This window comes from Natronococcus pandeyae (assembly GCF_008122205.1).
Taxonomy (GTDB): domain Archaea; phylum Halobacteriota; class Halobacteria; order Halobacteriales; family Natrialbaceae; genus Natronococcus; species Natronococcus pandeyae.
This window is the reverse complement of record NZ_PHNJ01000001.1, coordinates 529,405-545,503: the sequence shown is the minus strand read 5'-3', so window position 1 is coordinate 545,503 and position 16,099 is coordinate 529,405. Positions and strand designations below refer to the sequence as shown.

Below are 16,099 nucleotides of genomic sequence, written 5' to 3'. Positions count from 1 at the left end.
TTGTGGGGTCGGTATCGGTCGGCGTCGATTCAGTCGCCGCTCGACTCGACGCTCGGCCCCTCGAACGGCGACAACTGCGCTTCGATCCGCTCGCGCTCGTCCTCGAGCCACTCCGGCAGCGCGAGGCTGGAACCGAGTTCCTCGACGTCTTCGTCGGCCGTGAACCCCGGCTCTATCGTCGCCATCTCGAAGAGGACGCCGCCGGGTTCGCGCACGTAGATCGACTGGAAGTACGTCCGGTCGATCACTTCCGTCGGCGAGAGCCCGTGATCGGCGAAGGCCTCGCGCCACTCCTGCTGTTCTTCGACGCTCTGGGCCTCGAACGCGACGTGGTGGACCGTCCCGACGCCCATCCGGCCGCGACCGGCGTCGCTCTCGACCAGGTCGACGATCGATCCCGGTCCGCCGGCTGCGCTGCGGTATCGACGCCGGCCGCCGTCTTCGGTCTCGGCCTCGAGTTCGTATCCCAGCACCTCGGTCAGCACGTCGGCCGTCGCGTCGACCGACTCGAGCGCGAGCGTTACGCTGTGGAACCCTCGGAGCTGGTGGTCGGTCGGGACCGGGCCCCCATCCCACGGCGTCGCGTCCGACTCGCCGTCGGCTGCGATCAGTTCGAGCCCGATTCCGTCCGGGTCGGTAAAGCGGAGGACGGTCTCGCCGAAGCGCTCCTCGCGCTCGACGTCGATCCCGTTCGACTCGAGTCGCTCGAGCCAGTAGTCGACCGACTCCGGCGGGACGCGGTAGGCGGTCGTCTTCGTCTGTCCCGCGCCGAACTGTCCGGAACGACCGCCGTCGGCCCACGGAAAGAAGGTGATGTTCGTCCCGGGCGTCCCTTCCTCGTCGCCGAAGTAGAAGTGATAGGTTCCGGGATCGTCGTGGTTGACGGTCTTCTTGACGAAGCGGAGGCCGAGCGTGCCGACGTAGAAGTCGGCGTTCCGCTGTGGATCGCCCGCGATGGCCGTCACGTGGTGTAGCCCTGGTGTGTCGGGTGCCATTACCGGTGGTACGGTCTCCGTCCTTAGGACGCTTCGCTCACCCCGGCGTCACGGGGTGACACGAACGTTATCGGGAGGGTGTTTCTCAGTGTCGAACTGTCTGCGAGTCTGCGTCGAGTGATTCGTTACGTGAAAATTAGCCGCGAATAATTCATACGGGAGACAGGGTGTTTGGGATCGATCAGTAGTGTCTGACCAAGCCTGACTCATCAGGTGTCGTGTTGATCCAACTATTACGCGTAGATACTAGTGATTCTCGATCTCTACATCGACAATCGGAGTGACAATGTCAACACACACTACGCAATACGACGGAGCGGCGGCCGGCTGGTGGACGTCACAGCGAGTACGCGCTGCTGGGCTCGCCGCAATCGCCGGCGGGACCCTCCTGTTCGCGTACTTTACGATCACAACGGTGCTGGAACTGCTCGGGTTCCTTACGCTCCACGGGACCGATCCGGTAGACGGCGTCGGCACCTCCTGGTACTACGCCAGCGAGGGCTCGCTGCTGATCGCGTGGACCCTCGTCTTCGTCGGCTTCGCGGCGCTGCACGTTCGACTCTCCGGGGCGGGGGGACGTCTCCTACGCGCCGGCACCCTTCTCGCCGCGATCGGATCAGGGATGGCCGCGGTCGGATTCCTCTTCGCGACCGCCGCACCGGCCGTCGGCGCGATCGGGATCGTCACGCCCGCGAACATCGGTATCGGCCTCGGCCTCATGGTCGGCATCAACCTCGGCACGTTCCTCATGGGCATCGCGCTCCTGCGAGCGTCGATCGTGTCGCGGCCCTTCGCGGCACTGCTGATCGCGGTCCTCCCGGCCACGCTGCTCGCGGGACCGGTCGGCTTCGCGCTGGGAGTCGGACTGATCGCCAGCATGATCGCCATCCTCCCGCTCTGTGCCGCGATCGTGCTCGTCGGCCACTACCTCCGAACGGAGACGCCTGAAGTCGTGCCGCCGACCGCAGCACCAGCGTGAATTATTTTTGCTAGAACGACTTCGCTCGCACTGTTTACGAAGACCTCGCACAGCGTCGTCGATCAGGGCTTTTGGAGGGGGAGCGGTCGTCCAACGACGGCCACCTGAACGAGGTCCACGGTCTGCTCAAGCCCCGCGACCTCGTCGACCCCGTCTACGCCACGCTCACCTTCGGGCCGGGAACGCTCACGCCGCCCAGGCCCCGGAACTTCCTGACCGCGATCGATAACCTCCCCGACGGCACGCTGTTCAACACGCTCGGCTTCGATCGGCACCAGCTTCCGTTCGCGACGATGGGGGTCCTCCTCGGCGGTCACGTGCGCGTCGGGCTCGAGGACAACGTCTACTACCGTCGCGGCGAACTCGCCGAGAGTAACGCCCAACTGGTCGAGCGGATCGTCCGGCTCGCGGAGGAACTCGGCCGCGAGGTCGCGACGCCCGCACAGACTCGGACGATCCTCGATATTTGATCCTCACTCGCCCGGGTAGCGAAACCGCTATGTATCCGATTGCCGTGCATGGTATTATCACACATGAATGGCTGCTCGGATCAGGCGCTGTTAGCGATGCTTGCCGAACGAGGGTCGGTCGAGATGGCGTCACTGGCGAGCGAGTTCGAAACGCATCCGATGACGATAACCCAGCGGTGTTACGAACTCCAGTCCGACGGCCACGTTCGCCAGATCGCAGGAGGTGTCTACGCGATCACCGACGACGGGCGGGCGTACCTCGAGACGCTCGAGGACTGACTCGAGCATCGTTGCCCGTCAGCTTTGCCGTCGTTCCCGCTCGATCGTCGTGACGTAGATCCCGGCGAGGACGACGCAGCCGCCGACCACCGTGACCGCGTCCGGCACCTCCGCGAGCAAGAAGAGCGCGAGCAGCGTCGCGCCGACGGGTTCGCCCAGCCAGGTGACGCTCACCACGACCGACTCGAGGTGTTTCAGGACCCAGTTGACGACGGTGTGGCCGAAGACGCCGGGGCCGACGGCCATCCCGAGAAAGAGCAGCCACTCGCGGGTCGGATAGGCGACGTAGTCGTGGCCCTGCGCACCGACGAGGACGAACAGGGTGAGCGCGCAGGCGGTGTAGACGACCGTCACGTAGGGAAACAGCGAGACTCGCTGGCGGATCGACCGCCCGGCCAGGACGTAGCCGGCGACGGTGATCGCCCCGAGCAGCGCGAGGGCGTTGCCGTACATCGTCGCGTCCGAGACGGGGGCCTCTCCGGCGCCGCCGAACGACATCGCGGCCGCGCCAACGATCGCGATCGCGATACCGATGACCGCCTCGCGATTGACGTACTCACCGAGAACGAGCGCCGCACCGAGCGCGACGAAGATCGGCTGGGTCTGGACGAGGGTGACGCTGGCGGCGACGCTCGTGTGGTTCAGGCTCTCGAACCAGGCGGCGAAGTGCACCGCGAGCGCGACACCGGCGACGACCGCGAAGCCGAGGTCCCGCCCGGAGAGACGAGCGAACTCCTCGCGATACCGCATCAGGGCGATCGGTGCGACGATCGCCGTCGTAAACAGCACTCGGTAAAACGCTGCGACCGAACTCGGGGCCGTACTCCAGCGCACCAGGATGGCGCTGGTGCTGGCGGCGAACACCGCGAACGCGAGGGCGGCCAGGGGCGTGACCTCGAGATCGGACGCCTTCACGTCGTGTCACAATACGTGATTGGAACAAACGCCTTCCGATAACCGAACGATCCGACGGGTGGCACTTTCTCGAGACGAAACGGGTGAAAAGTGACTCACAACGCCCTCGGTAGCCGGCGAGTCGGAGAAACCGACGGCGACGACACCCGGCGGAGCACTACTCCTCTGGGAACCGTCCCTCTCGATAGATCGACGCGATGTCGGCGTCGATCTCCTCGAACTCGACGATGTCGTCCTCGGTGAGTTCCTCGGAATCCCACTCGTCGAGGTACGCGACCGCGTCGTCCCGCTCCGCGAACGGGCGGGGGTTGAGGCTCATCACCTCGTCGACGTCGCTGTCGTCGGTGACGATCACGAAGTACGCCTCGGTGGCGTCGATCAACTCGCCGGTCTCGAAGTCGACCGTCCAGGCGCCGACGATTTCCGAGTCGACCGCCGGCGCGGCCAGATAGGCGCTCATACAGCCCGGCGAACAGAAGATCGCTCGCTCCTCGGTCTCGTGGACGAGCTGGCTGTGCCAGTCGGGGTAGTCCGTCGGCGTCATGGCACAGACGACGCAGCTCTGGTCCTGGCTGAACTCGAGAGGGTCGTCACCTGGCTCGGTGAGATGCGGTTCGTTCGGGTGGTCTCCCTCCTCGTCGTCCTCGCTCTCGTCGCCACCATTGCCGTCGCCATCGCCGTTGCCGCCGATACAGCCCGCGACGCCGACGCAGGCCCCCGCGCCGATCGCGCCCAGAAGCCGGCGCCGGGCGAGCGGTCGCCGATCGTGTGGACTCATGCTGTTCGATCTACCGTCGCCGCGACCAAAACGACCGCGATTCGCTCACTCGAGCTGGGCCCGCGTCAGCTGATGTCGCTTCCGAAACATGGCTTCGAATCCGACCCGGGAAAACGGCGTCGCCGCCGCGTTGAGCACGCCCAGCGGGAGTTCGTACTCGACGTGATCCCGAAGCAGCGTCTCGTCGCCGTCGGCGTAGAAGGCGTGTGTGTGAATCCAGCGATCGAACGGGCCGCGGACCATCTCGTCACGGAAGTACGCTGTGCCGTCGGCTCGCTCGCGCTCCGTGATAACCGACGTCCAGCGCTGGCGGGGGCCGACGCCGAACGGACGAGTTGAGAGCGTCAGTTCCGAGCCGGCCTCGAGGATCCCGGGATCCGGCTCGCCGTCCGGACCGACGATCGACTCGACGCGTAGCCCCATCCACCCCGGCGTCAGGGCCTCGAGGCCGGAGACGCGAGAGTGGAAGTCCCAGACCTCCTCGAGCGGCGCTTCGACTCGCAGTTCGCGTTCGTACGACGGCATGGACGTCGGTACGGCGGCCGCGGGGAAAAACTCGAGGCCGTCGTCGGGTCGTCGGTTACTCCTCGTGACGTCCGTCGAGGATTCCCGCGAGTTCGGAGAGACTCTCGAGTTCGTACGTCGCCCCCGCGGGAAGCGGTTCGTCCGCGTTGTGCGGGCGCCGAAGGTACGCCGCCTCGAGGCCCGCTTCTTCGGCCGCGATCACGTCCGTCTCGCGGTCGCCGACGTACAGCCCGCCGTCGACGTCGAGTTCCGCGAGCGTCTCGAGGAGGTAGTCCGGTTTCGGCTTGCGCCGCCGCCAACCCGCCGCCGTCGGGTCGCGTCCCCTGGCGGCCGCGAACGACGCCGGGAGGTGGTCGGCGACGAATTCGGCGGTCTCGTGGCGGTTGTTGCTCACGAGTGCGAGTGTCGCTCGCTCGCCGAGGGTCCGGAGCGCCTCGACATCCTCGTAGATGCCCCGCTCGCCGGAGCGGATCCGGTCGGCCGCGAGCCGAGACGCCTGCTCCTCCTTTCGACGCCAGAACTCCGTCGGGTCGACGCCAAGTGACGAACAGGCCGACTCGACGTTCTCGTAGCCGTGGTCGCGAAGATCTCGGCGCTGTCGCTCCGTCGGCTCGAGTCCGAGCGCGTCGATCGCCGTGTCGGCCGCACGGTTGTAGACCGACAGGGGAGTACCCGGTCCCTCGAGAATCACGCCGTCCATGTCGAACAGAATCGCGTCAGGTCGACTCGTCACGATTGTTCCTCTCGTCCGCGTACGCTCCGGCACGGTATGGATCCGGCGGATCCGGTGGATCTCTCGGAGCCGGCGGGACGAGCGGGTGAGAACGAAATTCCCAGTTTACGAGCGACGGACGGTTCGGCGCCGTGTGCAGTCGGCGATCGTTACTTCAGACGCTCCTGCAGGAAAGACGGGTGTGCCGCGGTGACCCCCTCGATCTCGAGCAGTTCGTCGGCGATGATCTCGCCGAGCGCGTCGCCGTCTTCGGCCCGGACCTCGGCCATCAGCATGTGGTCGCCGCTCGAACTGTACAGCGCCTCGACCTCCTCGAGTTCCTTGATCGCCTTCGTCGCCTCGACGTAGCGTTCGCTCGCCACGTCGAGACCGACCAGCGCGATGGTCTGGCTCGAGAGCTTCTTCGGGTCGACGTCGGCCGAGTAGCCGACGATGACCCCTTCCTCCTCGAGTTGGTTGATATACTTTCGAACCGTCGGCTTCGAAACCCCCGCGCGATCGGCAATATCGGCGTAGGACGCCTGGGCGTCCTCCTCGAGAACTGCGAGGATGCGATCTTCCGTCGCCTGTGTACTCATACTGTGTAGTTTTACTCGGACGGAAAAAGATCTTTTGTATCCGAAAACGTCGACTCACGTGACCGAAGGCGGTGTTGCTCGGGGGTTCCGGCTGCCGCGTCGACCCCGACCGGCGGACTTATTCGGGCCCTGACCACACGTTCGAGAAACGGCATGGTCGACTACAACCTCATCAGCGGCGGCGTCTGGCTGCTCTGCGGGCTCGCAATCTGCTACCTGGGCTATCTCATCGCGTTTCGGGGGCGCGCGGACCTCCACTCCAACTACGACGAGTCGGTCGATCCGGCGTACGTCTCCCGCTGGGCCGGCGGGACGGCGTTGCTCATGGGACTGCTGGTCGTCGGCTACGCGATCCGTGAGATGATCTACGGCTTCCAGCCGTACGCACTCGGCGCGCTAGTCGTCACGCTGCTCGTGTTGAGCTACGTCTCGAAGCTGTTCGCTCGAGGCGTCGGCTACAGCGAGTAGCGCTTTGGCGCGATAAAAAGACGCAGAATGGGTCAGAACGTCCGCGAGGTTACTTGTGACGGTCGAGCAGGTCGTAGCTGCGCTCCCACTCGCTGTCCTCGTCGAAGTAGCGCTCGGCGATCGGCTGCTCCGGCATCTCGCCGACGGCCTTCTTCTCCTGGGAGTAGGAGGGGCTCTCGTCGTCGACGTAGTACCGACCGGTGAGGACGGTGCCCTCGTTGAGGACGTCCTCGGTCTCGCGCATCATCTGCGCGGCTTCCTCCCGGTCGTGGACGTCGAAGTCGTAGTCGTCGGACTCCTGAACGTCGACGTACGGGACGTACTGACGCGCGTCCTTGTTCCAGGTCGGACACTGGGTCAGGAAGTCGATGTGTGCGAAGCCGTCGTGCTCGATCGCTTCCTTGATGATCTCTTTGGCCTGGTTCGGGTTGACGGCGGCCGTGCGCGCGATGTACGTCGCGCCGGCGTTCAGCGCCATCGACAGCGGGCGAAGCGGCGACTTCGCGCTGCCGGAGGGCTGGGTCTTCGACTTGTGTCCCTTGGGGCTGGTCGGGGAGGTCTGTCCCTTCGTCAGCCCGAAGATCTCGTTGTTGAACACGATATAGGTCATATCGTGGTTCTCCCGGGCCGTGTGGATGAAGTGGTTCCCACCGATCCCGTAGCCGTCACCGTCGCCGCCGGCCGCGATCACTTCGACCTCGGGGTTCGCGAGTTTCGCGGCGCGGGCCACGGGCAGCGAACGGCCGTGAATCGTGTGGAAGCCGTACGTGTCCAGATAGCTGTTCAGCTTGCCCGAACAGCCGATCCCGGTGACGGTCAGCACCTCTTCCGGGTTCTTGCCGACCTCCGGAAGCGCCTGCTTCAGCGACTTCAGGACGCCGAAGTCGCCACAGCCAGGACACCAGGTCGGCTGCGGTTCGACGCCGGGAGTGAACTCGTCCCGGTCGATCTCTCGTTCTTCACCGATTGCGTTGAATGCACTCATGGTTAGTCACCTGCAGCGGGTTCGATTCGTACCTGTGCGGTCGGTTCGCGGTCCTCGTCGGCGACGTTGACCTCGTAGCCCTCGACGACCTCGGCGGGTTCGAACGGGTTCCCGTTGTACTTCAGCAGGCTCGTCATCTTCTCGCCGAAGCGGCCGAGTTCCTTCTGGATCAGGCCGCGGAACTGGGCGGTGGCGTTCATCTCGACGACCATCGCCTCGTCGACGCTCTCGAGGAATTCCGTCACTTCGGTCTCGGCGAACGGCATCATGTCGGAGACGCTGAGACCCTTTACGGAGTGGCCCTGCTCGTTCAGGCGCCCGACGGCTTCCTCGACGGCACCCTGGCTCGAGCCCCACGTGATGATGCCGTACTCGGCGTCTTCCTCGCCGAAGTAGGTCTGGTTGGACTCGTGTTCCTCCTCGAGTTCCGTCCGGATGGACTCGAGTTTCTGCATGCGGCGCTCCATCTGGTAGACCCGGTTGTCGGGGTCCTCGCTGATGTGGCCGACGGGGCTGTGTTCGTTACCGGTCGCGAGGTAGCGACCGCCCTTCTGGCCGGGCAGCGAGCGCGGGCTGACGCCGTTCTCGCTCTCGTGCTGGAAGCGCTTGAACTTCCCAGAGTTGTCGTGTGCGGCCTCCGCGAGTTCGTCTTCGGTGAGCGTCGAACCGAGACCCGGTTCGGGCTCGCGGTCGAAGAACTCGACGTCGACGTTCTTGTTCTCACCCGACAGCTTCTGGTCGTAGATGATGATCGTGGGAATCTGGTACTCCCAGGCGATGTGGAACGCCAGACGCGTCTGTTCGTATGCCTCTTCGATGTTTCCGGGCGCGAAGACGACGCGCGAGGAGTCGCCCTGACTCGTGTAGAGGACGAACTCGAGGTCGGCCTGCTCGGGCTTCGTCGGCATCCCCGTCGAGGGTCCGGCACGCATCGATTCGACCAGGACGAGCGGCGTCTCGGTCATCTCGGCGAGACCGAGCGGCTCGCTCATCAGCGCGAAGCCACCGCCGGACGATCCGGACATGGCCTTCGCACCGGCGTGGCTCGCACCGACGGCGAGCGCGGCGGCGGCGATCTCGTCTTCGACCTGCTCGGAGACGCCACCCATGTCCGGGAAGTTCTGGCTGAGGATGGTGAACACGTCCGTCCACGGCGTCATCGGGTAGCCGGCGATGAACCGACAGCCACCGTCGATCGCGCCGTAGGCGATCGCGTTCGATCCGGACAGCAGCGCCTGCTCGGTGTCGTGTTCGCCCGTCGGGGCGCGGAGATCGTGTTCGGCCTCGATCTCGTCACCGACCATCTCGTAGGCCTCGTGGAGAATCTCGAGGTTGGACTCGAGAACGTCTCCGCCCATCGCATCGGACATCAGGTCCTCGATGTGCTCGAGTTCCATGTCGAGCAGTCCAGCGGTGATGCCGACGCCGGCGGTGTTGCGCATGACCTCGCGGCCGTGCTCCTTGGCGAGGCCGCGGAGGTCGACCGGGTAGACGTGCCAGTTGTTCTCCTCGGCACGCTCCTCGAGGTCGAGCTCTGCGACGTCGTCCTCGCTGAGGAGACCCTCGTCGTAGACGATGACGCCGCCCTCTCGGAGTTCGTCGAGGTTCTCCGACAGCGGCTTGATCTCCTCGTTGCCGTAGTAGGCTTCTTCTTGCGGGTTGCGGGCAAAGGAGTCCCCCAGTGCGAGGAGGAAGTTGTACCCGTCGCCCCGTGACTGTACCTCGTGGCCTGCCGCTCGAATCTCGACGTACGTGTGGCCGCCGCGAATCCGCGATGGATAATGGCGGTGTGTGAATACGTGGAGCCCCGAGCGCATCAGCGCCTTCGCGAAGTTCTGACTCGTCGAGTCGATTCCGTCTCCGGAACCGCCTGAGACTCGCCAGATGAGTTCTTCGTCGCTCATTGAAATCAGTGGCCAGTTGGCCAGCGGTATCCAAAATTTCGTCTCACCGTGCCTAAAGCCTTTGCTATAGATTGCCATGCATCTATCGTGAAGAATGAGCAATCATCCATTTTATTCCCGCCACACTTATAGTTTGTTTACAAAAATAACGATCTATCATCAACGATCGGTAGCAACCACACCTCATCAGCGGTCCGACCGCAGGCGGACGACGGGACATCGCGTCGCGCCGTTCGACCTACCGATATGCTTTATGCGATGGTTGTGCCACTTAGGCCCATGGGTTACGTTGTCAGGATGCCGAAGCTCGGATTAGAGATGGAACGCGGGGAGTTACTGGAGTGGACGATCGACGAGGGAGCCACGATCGAAGACGGAGAGGTCGTCGCCGAAGTCGAGTCCGAGAAGAGCGTCGCCGAGGTCGAGGCCAGAGAGAACGGCACCCTCCGACGGACCTACCTCGAGGAGGGCGAGTCGGTGCCACCGGGGACGCCGATCGGTATCGTCGCTCCCGCCGATGCCGACATCGGCGATCTCGAGTCGGAAGTGGCGGCGGAGCTCGACGCGACGGACGAGCCGACCCCCGACGCGTCCGATTCGGCAACCGACGACGGAACCGGTGCGGCGGACGACGCGGCCGTTGCCGAACACGAGAGCGAAACCGGATCGCGAGCAGCCGCCGCCGATCGGAAGATCTCCCCGCGGGCTCGAAAGCGCGCGGCGGAACTCGGCGTCGATCTCGCGACCGTCGAGGGGACCGGCTACGACGGTGCGATCACCGAGGACGACGTCGAGGAGGCGGCCGACTCCGACGCAAGCGAGCGGCGAGAAGCGGACGTCGACGCCTCACCCCGGGCGCGAAAGCGAGCCGAGGAGCTTGGCGTCGACCTTACGACCGTCGACGGGACGGGCTATCAGGGGTCGATCACCGAGAGCGACGTCGAGGAAACGGCGGAGTCGGCGGACGATGCTGGGCGCGCCCTCGTCGAAGAGCGGCCCTTCGACGGGATGCGACGGACGATCGCTTCGAGGCTCGGCGAGAGTTATCGGGAGGCCGTCCACGTGACGGTTCACCGCGAAGCCGACGCCGAGGGCCTGTTCGCCGCCGCCGACGCCGCGGACGCCGACCTCGAGGCGGACGTCTCCGTCCAGGACGTGCTCTTGCTCGCGGTGTCCGCGGCGCTCGAGGAACATCCCGCGTTCAACGCGACGTTCGAGGACGACGTCCACCGGCTCTGGGCGGAGCACAACGTCGGCGTCGCCGTGGACATCGAGCAGGGCCTCATCGCGCCGGTGCTCCGGGACGTCGGCGGGAAATCGCTCGAGGCGATCGCGACCGAACGCCGCGCCCTCGTCCGGTCGGCGACCGAGGGCGAGTACGCGATGGGCGACCTGCAGGGCGGGACGTTCACGGTGACGAACCTCGGCGTCCTCGGCGTCGAATCGTTCGATCCGATCATCAACCCGCCGCAGGTCGCCATCCTCGGCGTCGACGCGGTCGAAGAGGCGCCCGTTCGGGGCGCGAACGACGAGGTCGAGTGGCGGCGGCGGCTGCCGCTCGATCTCTCCTTCGACCACCGCGTCGTCGACGGGGCCGACGCCGCCAGGTTTCTCGAAACGCTGGTCGAGACGCTCGAGGATCCGTGGCCGCTGCTTCCGGACGAGGTCAGTCGTGAAGCCGGCGAGGAGGCGAAGGGTGCCGACACCGAAATGCCGGACCGGACCGTCACCGCGCACAATCCCGATGGGATGGCGGGAACGATCGAGGCCGGCTCGTTCGAGTGGTCGTTCGACGAACCCGAGGAGGCCGGTGGCTCGGAAACGGGACCGACGCCGGTCGACGTTTTCCTCGGCGCCCTCGCGTCGTGTCTCTCGCTGAGCGTCCGGTTCCAGGCGGACAAGCGCGATGCGCCGGTCGGCGCGATCGACGTCACGACCGACGCCGACCCCGGTCACGGCTCGGTCGAGCGCGTCGAGGCGACGGTCCGACTCGAGACGGACGCCGACGACGAGACGGTAGAGCGCATCGTCGACCTCGGCGAGCGAGGCTGTCACGTCTCGCAGCTGCTCCGGGAGGATCTGCCCGTCGAAATTTCCTGGACCCGGACCTGAACCTCGTTTTCGAATCCGCCTCAGTCCTCGGTCGTCGGTAGCGGGTCGGTGCGCTCGAGTGCGCCGGCGTCGGCCCCGGCCGCGAGCGTCGCGTCGACGTCGACCAGTCGGGGGCCGTCGGGAACGACCCGCAGTTCGACCGTGGTATCCGTAAGCTCGAGTTCGCGCTCGCCGTCGGCGCCGACGACGCCGTCGGGAACGTCGAACCGGACGGCCTCGTCCCATTCGAGGCGCTCGATCGACTCGATTCCGACCGTCGCCGTCACACCCGGGGCGAGAACCGCCCGGACGGTTCTCGAGGCCTCCGCGGGGTCTGACAGCCGGAGCGCGACGCCGCCGGGGTCGTCGGGCGCGACAGCCTCGACCGCGCCGGCGACGGCGGCGAGACCGACGTCTCCCGGATGGGCTCGCGAGACGACGCCGCCGCGCAGGTCTCCGGGATCCAACAGCGCCCGCGTCCCGACGAACGAACGGGAGGAGAGTTCGGCGGCCGCGAGCGCTGACAGTCGCCGCTCACCGGTCGCCGTCTCGGCCCGCGCTTCGATCATTCCGTGTCGGGCGGTCGCGTCCGCTTCCGGAACCGCGCCCGTCGCGACGAGCGCCGCGGCGACCCCCGCGACGGTGCCGTCGACGGCCGACGGGACGACGTTGTTCGTGCCGGTCGAGACGGCGACGACCGGAACGTCGCCGATTTCGCACGCGACGTCGCGGGTCGTCCCGTCGCCGCCGAGAACGACGACGGCCGCGACGCCGTCCTCGCGAAATCTGGCCGCCGCCCGGCGCGTGTCGGCCGCCGTCCCCTCGAGGGGTATCTCGAGAATCGACGCGTCGACCTCGTCCGGCGATTCGTCGCGTGCGTGGTCGGCGATCCCCGCCCGGTCCGGCATGATCTGCACGTTCGGCGGCTCGGTCACCGCCGTCAGCCCGGCGAGGACGCACTCGGCGACCCGACGCTTTGCGTAGTTGTCGACGACGCTGGCGCCGCCGGTGAGCCGGCGGATGTCCCGGCCGGCCGCGGGGTTGCCGATCAGTCCGACGCGCGTCACGAGTTACGTCACTCGCTCGACCGCTTCGCGCACGTCGTCACCGTCGGGCAGGACCTCCTGCTCGAGCGGCGGGCTGAACGGCATATGCGTGTCGGGCGTACCGACGCGCTGGATGGGCGCGTCGAGGCTGAAGAACGCCTCCTCCTGGACTCGCGCGATGATTTCGGCGTGCGTCCCGTAGGACAGCGGGCTCTCGTCGGCGACGATGAGCCGCCCGGTCTTTCGGACACTCTCGACGATCGTCTCGGTGTCGAGGGGGTACAGCGACCGGGCGTCGATCACCTCGACATCGACGTCATCGGCCAGGCTCTCGGCGGTCTGTACGGATTCCCCGACGAGGCGCTGGGTCGCGACGACGGTGGCATCTTCGCCCTCCCGTTCGATCGCGGCCTCGCCGATCGGGACGGTGAAGTCCTCGTCGACCGGCACCGCGCCCTGCTGCTCGTAGATCATCTTGTTCTCGAAGACGAAGACGGGATCGTCCGAGCGGATCGCGGCCTTCGTCAACCCCTTCGCGCTCGCAGCGGTGCCGGGAGCGACGGCCTTCAGGCCGGGGAAGTGCGCGATCCAGGTGTGGATCGTCCCCGAGTGCTGGCTCGCGGCGCCCATCCCGCCGCCCTCCGTCGTGCGAACCGTCACGGGCATCTCGGCCTTCCCGCCGAACATGTAGCGCATCTTCGCCATCTGGTTCATGATCTGTTCCATCGAGACGCCCGCGAAGTCCGAGAACATGAGTTCGACGACCGGACGGGTGCCGGTCGCCGCCGCACCCGTCGCCGCGCCCATGAACCCGGCCTCGCTGATCGGGGTGTCACGGACGCGCTCCTCGCCAAACTCCTCGTAGAGGTCGCCGGTGACCTCGAGGACGCCGCCGAAGAGGCCGATGTCCTCGCCCATGAGGTAGACGTCCTCGTCGCGCTCGAGTTCCTCGCGGAGGGCCTGCCGAACGGCCTCCCGAACGGTCATCGTCTCGGTTTCGGTCTCGAGTTCGCGTTCGGTCTGTGCGGTCATTATCGCTCACCTCCGTCGGTCCGGGCGACCGTCGCGAACCGCTCGATCTCGGGCGGCGTCTCGGCGAACATGTCGTCGTACGCCTCGTCGGGCGTCGGCTCGTCGGCCTCCTGGGCGTACTCGACCGCCGCCTGGATTTCGGCTTCGATCTCGGCCTCCATCTCGTCGAACTCCTCGGCGGTGAGTTCGCCGCGATCGATCAGCCGATCCCTGAACGACTCGATCGGGTCTCGATCCTTCCAGCGTTCGATCTCCGCCTCGTCCCGGTAGGGCTCCTCGTCGCCCTCGTAGTGGCCGCGGTAGCGGTAGGTCTCGGCCTCGACGAGGGTCGGCCCGTCGCCGGCCCTGGCACGCGCTCGAGCCTCGCCGACGGCCTCCGCGACCGCGGTGACGTCCATCCCGTCGACGGTCAGCCCCGGGATGTCGTGTGCCTGTGCGGTGTCGCTCAGGTTGTCGACGTTGTGCTGTTTCTCCACGGGCGTCCCCTCGCCGTACTGGTTGTTCTCGACGACGAAGATCGCCGGCAGGTCCCAGGTCGCCGCGAGGTTGATCGCCTCGTGGACCTGCCCCTGCGCGACGGCGCCGTCGCCGAGGAAGCCGACCGCGACCTGATCGCGATCCTGGTAGTCGATCGACAGCGCCGCGCCGGTCGCGAGCGGCGGTCCGGCGCCGACGATCCCGTTCGCGCCGAGCATCCCGGCGTCGACGTCTGCGATGTGCATCGACCCGCCCTTTCCGTTGCAGTAGCCCTCGGCCTTGCCGTAGAGCTCCGCCATCATGTACTTCGGATCCAGCCCCTTCGCGATGCAGTGGCCGTGGCCGCGGTGTGTGCTCGCGATGTAGTCGTCCGACTCGAGTGCAGCGCAGGTCCCGACGCCGACCGCCTCCTCTCCGATGTAGAGGTGGACGAAACCTGGGATCTCGCCGTCGGCGAACCGATCACCAGCCTCCGAATCGAACGCGCGGATCGTCAGCATCCGGCGCAGGGCTTCCGCTCGCCCGTCTCGGCTCTGTAAGTCAATCTCTCCCATGGTCGGCTACCCTGTACTACGGCCCGACTCATAAGTGCTAGTGACTACCACGCAGAGATACAACAGAGCGGTATCTCGGCGCTGATTCCGGCTCGGAAGAACGACCGACGGAGGGGCCGTGTTACTCGTTTCGCGGGTTACTCGGGTGGTAGTCTGTGTCGTACTCGCCGGGCTGATCGTCGACGCGATCGGGGTTGAGCCGACCCGACAGCAACATGAAGTCCACCAGCGTCAGCGCCAGCATCGCCTCGACGACGGGGACGCCCCGGGGTGGCAGGACGGGATCGTGGCGGCCGATGACTTGCTCCTCTTTGAGTTCGCCGGTCTCCCAGTCGGCCGTCTGCTGGCTCTTCGGGATCGACGTCGGGGCGTGCAGCGTCACCTCGCCGTAGATCGGCTCGCCCGAACTGATCCCGCCCTGAATGCCGCCGTGGTCGTTCTCGACCGGGGTTGGGTTCCCTTCGGAATCGAACTCCCAGTCGTCGTTGCGATCCTTGCCCGTCCACTCGGCGGCCTCGGTACCGAGACCGAACTCGAACGCCGTCGTCGCGGGAACCGCCATCATCGCCTGGCCGAGTCGGGCCGAGAGCGAGTCGAACCGGGGTGCGCCGAGACCGACGGGGACCCCCTGGGCTTCGAAGTAGATCGAACCGCCGATGGAGTCGCCCTCGTCCTGGTACTCCTCGATGAGTTCCTGCATCTCCGCGGCCGTCTCGGGGTGGGCACAGCGAACGTCGTTCTCCTCGCTGTGCTCGAGCATCTCCTCGAAGCTCACCTCGGGGGCCTCGACGTCGCCGATCTGGTTGACGTGGGCCTTGAGTTCGATCCCCTCGCGAGCGAGCAGTTTCTTCGCGATCGCGCCCGCGGCGACCCAGTTAACCGTCTCCCGCGCCGAGGAGCGGCCGCCACCGCCCCAGTTACGGGTGCCGAACTTCGCCGAGTAGGTGAAGTCGCCGTGGGAGGGCCGCGGCGCGGTGATGAAGGGCTCGTACTTGCCCGAGCGAGCGTCCTTGTTCTGGATGACCAGCCCGATCGGCGTCCCGGTCGTGTAGCCGTCCTGGACGCCCGACTTGATCGCGACGTCGTCGGGTTCGCCGCGGCTGGTCGTGATCATCGACTGGCCCGGCTTGCGTCGATCGAGGTCTGCCTGGATATCCTCTTCGGAGAGCTCGAGGCCGGCGGGACACCCTGAAACGGTGCAGCCCATCGCCTCCCCGTGGCTCTCGCCGAACGTGGTCACCTGGAAGAGGCGACCGAAACGGTTGCCGTTCATTGGCTCCCCCTCGGGGG

Annotated in this window: 16 protein-coding genes and 1 pseudogene; 5 read left to right on the top strand and 12 right to left on the bottom strand. The window is 66.4% G+C overall.

Going from position 1 to position 16,099, the window contains the following annotated elements; all coding sequences use genetic code 11:
• Positions 1-29: 29 nt before the first annotated feature.
• Entirely contained in the window at positions 30-995 is a 966-nt protein-coding gene (locus CV102_RS02750) for a ring-cleaving dioxygenase (protein ID WP_148856303.1), read from the bottom strand.
• 286 nt (positions 996-1,281) lie between these two features.
• Between CV102_RS02750 and CV102_RS02745 the strand changes: the two genes are divergently transcribed.
• The 3 genes and pseudogenes from CV102_RS02745 to CV102_RS02735 all read left to right on the top strand — a co-directional run bounded on the left by CV102_RS02745 (position 1,282) and on the right by CV102_RS02735 (position 2,723).
• A complete protein-coding gene (locus CV102_RS02745) occupies positions 1,282-1,974 on the top strand; it encodes a hypothetical protein (RefSeq protein WP_148856302.1) in 693 nt (230 codons plus the stop codon).
• Between the two features lie 89 nt (positions 1,975-2,063).
• Positions 2,064-2,444, top strand: a pseudogene (locus tag CV102_RS02740) (3-keto-5-aminohexanoate cleavage protein); the annotation flags it as partial.
• 48 nt (positions 2,445-2,492) lie between these two features.
• On the top strand, positions 2,493-2,723 hold the full coding sequence (locus CV102_RS02735; protein ID WP_187432853.1) for a hypothetical protein: 231 nt from the start codon (positions 2,493-2,495) through the stop codon (positions 2,721-2,723).
• An 18-nt stretch (positions 2,724-2,741) separates the two neighbouring features.
• Here the strand turns inward: CV102_RS02735 and CV102_RS02730 are convergent, their stop codons facing one another.
• The 5 genes from CV102_RS02730 to lrpA1 all read right to left on the bottom strand — a co-directional run bounded on the left by CV102_RS02730 (position 2,742) and on the right by lrpA1 (position 6,252).
• Positions 2,742-3,638, bottom strand: a complete 897-nt coding sequence (locus CV102_RS02730; protein WP_148856301.1) for a DMT family transporter — start codon at positions 3,636-3,638, stop codon at positions 2,742-2,744.
• Positions 3,639-3,795: 157 nt separating this feature from the next.
• Complete coding sequence (locus tag CV102_RS02725; RefSeq protein WP_148856300.1) at positions 3,796-4,416, bottom strand: nitrous oxide reductase accessory protein NosL; 621 nt, start codon at positions 4,414-4,416, stop codon at positions 3,796-3,798.
• A gap of 45 nt (positions 4,417-4,461) precedes the next feature.
• On the bottom strand, positions 4,462-4,941 hold the full coding sequence (locus tag CV102_RS02720) for an SRPBCC family protein (protein ID WP_148856299.1): 480 nt from the start codon (positions 4,939-4,941) through the stop codon (positions 4,462-4,464).
• A 55-nt stretch (positions 4,942-4,996) separates the two neighbouring features.
• A complete protein-coding gene (locus tag CV102_RS02715) occupies positions 4,997-5,674 on the bottom strand; it encodes an HAD family hydrolase (protein WP_267903111.1) in 678 nt (225 codons plus the stop codon).
• Between the two features lie 149 nt (positions 5,675-5,823).
• A complete protein-coding gene (gene lrpA1, locus CV102_RS02710; protein ID WP_148856298.1) occupies positions 5,824-6,252 on the bottom strand; it encodes an HTH-type transcriptional regulator LrpA1 in 429 nt (142 codons plus the stop codon).
• A gap of 153 nt (positions 6,253-6,405) precedes the next feature.
• Here lrpA1 and CV102_RS02705 point away from each other — a divergent pair, with 153 nt between their 5' ends.
• Positions 6,406-6,720 (top strand): hypothetical protein, encoded by a 315-nt coding sequence (locus CV102_RS02705; protein ID WP_148856297.1) that lies wholly within the window; start codon positions 6,406-6,408, stop codon positions 6,718-6,720.
• A 49-nt stretch (positions 6,721-6,769) separates the two neighbouring features.
• Here the strand turns inward: CV102_RS02705 and CV102_RS02700 are convergent, their stop codons facing one another.
• On the bottom strand, positions 6,770-7,705 hold the full coding sequence (locus tag CV102_RS02700; protein WP_148856296.1) for a thiamine pyrophosphate-dependent enzyme: 936 nt from the start codon (positions 7,703-7,705) through the stop codon (positions 6,770-6,772).
• Between the two features lie 2 nt (positions 7,706-7,707).
• The gene (locus CV102_RS02695) at positions 7,708-9,609 is read right to left on the bottom strand and encodes a 2-oxoacid:acceptor oxidoreductase subunit alpha (protein WP_148856295.1); all 1,902 of its coding nucleotides are present in this window, start codon (positions 9,607-9,609) and stop codon (positions 7,708-7,710) included.
• A 279-nt stretch (positions 9,610-9,888) separates the two neighbouring features.
• On the opposite strand from CV102_RS02695, the gene CV102_RS02690 reads away from it, so the two are divergent.
• Entirely contained in the window at positions 9,889-11,721 is a 1,833-nt protein-coding gene (locus tag CV102_RS02690) for a 2-oxo acid dehydrogenase subunit E2 (protein ID WP_148856294.1), read from the top strand.
• A gap of 20 nt (positions 11,722-11,741) precedes the next feature.
• On the opposite strand, the gene CV102_RS02685 is transcribed toward CV102_RS02690, so the two are convergent.
• The 4 genes from CV102_RS02685 to aroC all read right to left on the bottom strand — a co-directional run bounded on the left by CV102_RS02685 (position 11,742) and on the right by aroC (position 16,082).
• Complete coding sequence (locus tag CV102_RS02685) at positions 11,742-12,767, bottom strand: NAD(+)/NADH kinase (RefSeq protein ID WP_148856293.1); 1,026 nt, start codon at positions 12,765-12,767, stop codon at positions 11,742-11,744.
• Between the two features lie 3 nt (positions 12,768-12,770).
• The gene (locus CV102_RS02680; RefSeq protein ID WP_148856292.1) at positions 12,771-13,778 is read right to left on the bottom strand and encodes an alpha-ketoacid dehydrogenase subunit beta; all 1,008 of its coding nucleotides are present in this window, start codon (positions 13,776-13,778) and stop codon (positions 12,771-12,773) included.
• On the bottom strand, positions 13,778-14,809 hold the full coding sequence (locus CV102_RS02675) for a thiamine pyrophosphate-dependent dehydrogenase E1 component subunit alpha (protein WP_148856291.1): 1,032 nt from the start codon (positions 14,807-14,809) through the stop codon (positions 13,778-13,780). The genes CV102_RS02680 and CV102_RS02675 overlap by 1 nt, the downstream gene beginning before the upstream one ends.
• Positions 14,810-14,930: 121 nt before the next feature.
• Entirely contained in the window at positions 14,931-16,082 is a 1,152-nt protein-coding gene (gene aroC, locus CV102_RS02670) for a chorismate synthase (RefSeq protein WP_148856290.1), read from the bottom strand.
• Positions 16,083-16,099: the final 17 nt, after the last annotated feature.

Excerpts from the sequence above, each read along its gene's own strand:
- CV102_RS02750 (WP_148856303.1), bottom strand. The coding sequence starts at position 995 with ATGGCACCCGACACACCAGGGCTACACCACGTGACGGCCATCGCGGGC.
- CV102_RS02745 (WP_148856302.1), top strand. The coding sequence starts at position 1,282 with ATGTCAACACACACTACGCAATACGACGGAGCGGCGGCCGGCTGGTGG.
- CV102_RS02735 (WP_187432853.1), top strand. The coding sequence starts at position 2,493 with ATGGTATTATCACACATGAATGGCTGCTCGGATCAGGCGCTGTTAGCG.
- CV102_RS02725 (WP_148856300.1), bottom strand. The coding sequence starts at position 4,416 with ATGAGTCCACACGATCGGCGACCGCTCGCCCGGCGCCGGCTTCTGGGC.
- CV102_RS02720 (WP_148856299.1), bottom strand. The coding sequence starts at position 4,941 with ATGCCGTCGTACGAACGCGAACTGCGAGTCGAAGCGCCGCTCGAGGAG.
- lrpA1 (WP_148856298.1), bottom strand. The coding sequence starts at position 6,252 with ATGAGTACACAGGCGACGGAAGATCGCATCCTCGCAGTTCTCGAGGAG.
- CV102_RS02705 (WP_148856297.1), top strand. The coding sequence starts at position 6,406 with ATGGTCGACTACAACCTCATCAGCGGCGGCGTCTGGCTGCTCTGCGGG.
- CV102_RS02700 (WP_148856296.1), bottom strand. The coding sequence starts at position 7,705 with ATGAGTGCATTCAACGCAATCGGTGAAGAACGAGAGATCGACCGGGAC.
- CV102_RS02695 (WP_148856295.1), bottom strand. The coding sequence starts at position 9,609 with ATGAGCGACGAAGAACTCATCTGGCGAGTCTCAGGCGGTTCCGGAGAC.
- CV102_RS02690 (WP_148856294.1), top strand. The coding sequence starts at position 9,889 with ATGGGTTACGTTGTCAGGATGCCGAAGCTCGGATTAGAGATGGAACGC.
- CV102_RS02680 (WP_148856292.1), bottom strand. The coding sequence starts at position 13,778 with ATGACCGCACAGACCGAACGCGAACTCGAGACCGAAACCGAGACGATG.
- CV102_RS02675 (WP_148856291.1), bottom strand. The coding sequence starts at position 14,809 with ATGGGAGAGATTGACTTACAGAGCCGAGACGGGCGAGCGGAAGCCCTG.
- aroC (WP_148856290.1), bottom strand. The coding sequence starts at position 16,082 with ATGAACGGCAACCGTTTCGGTCGCCTCTTCCAGGTGACCACGTTCGGC.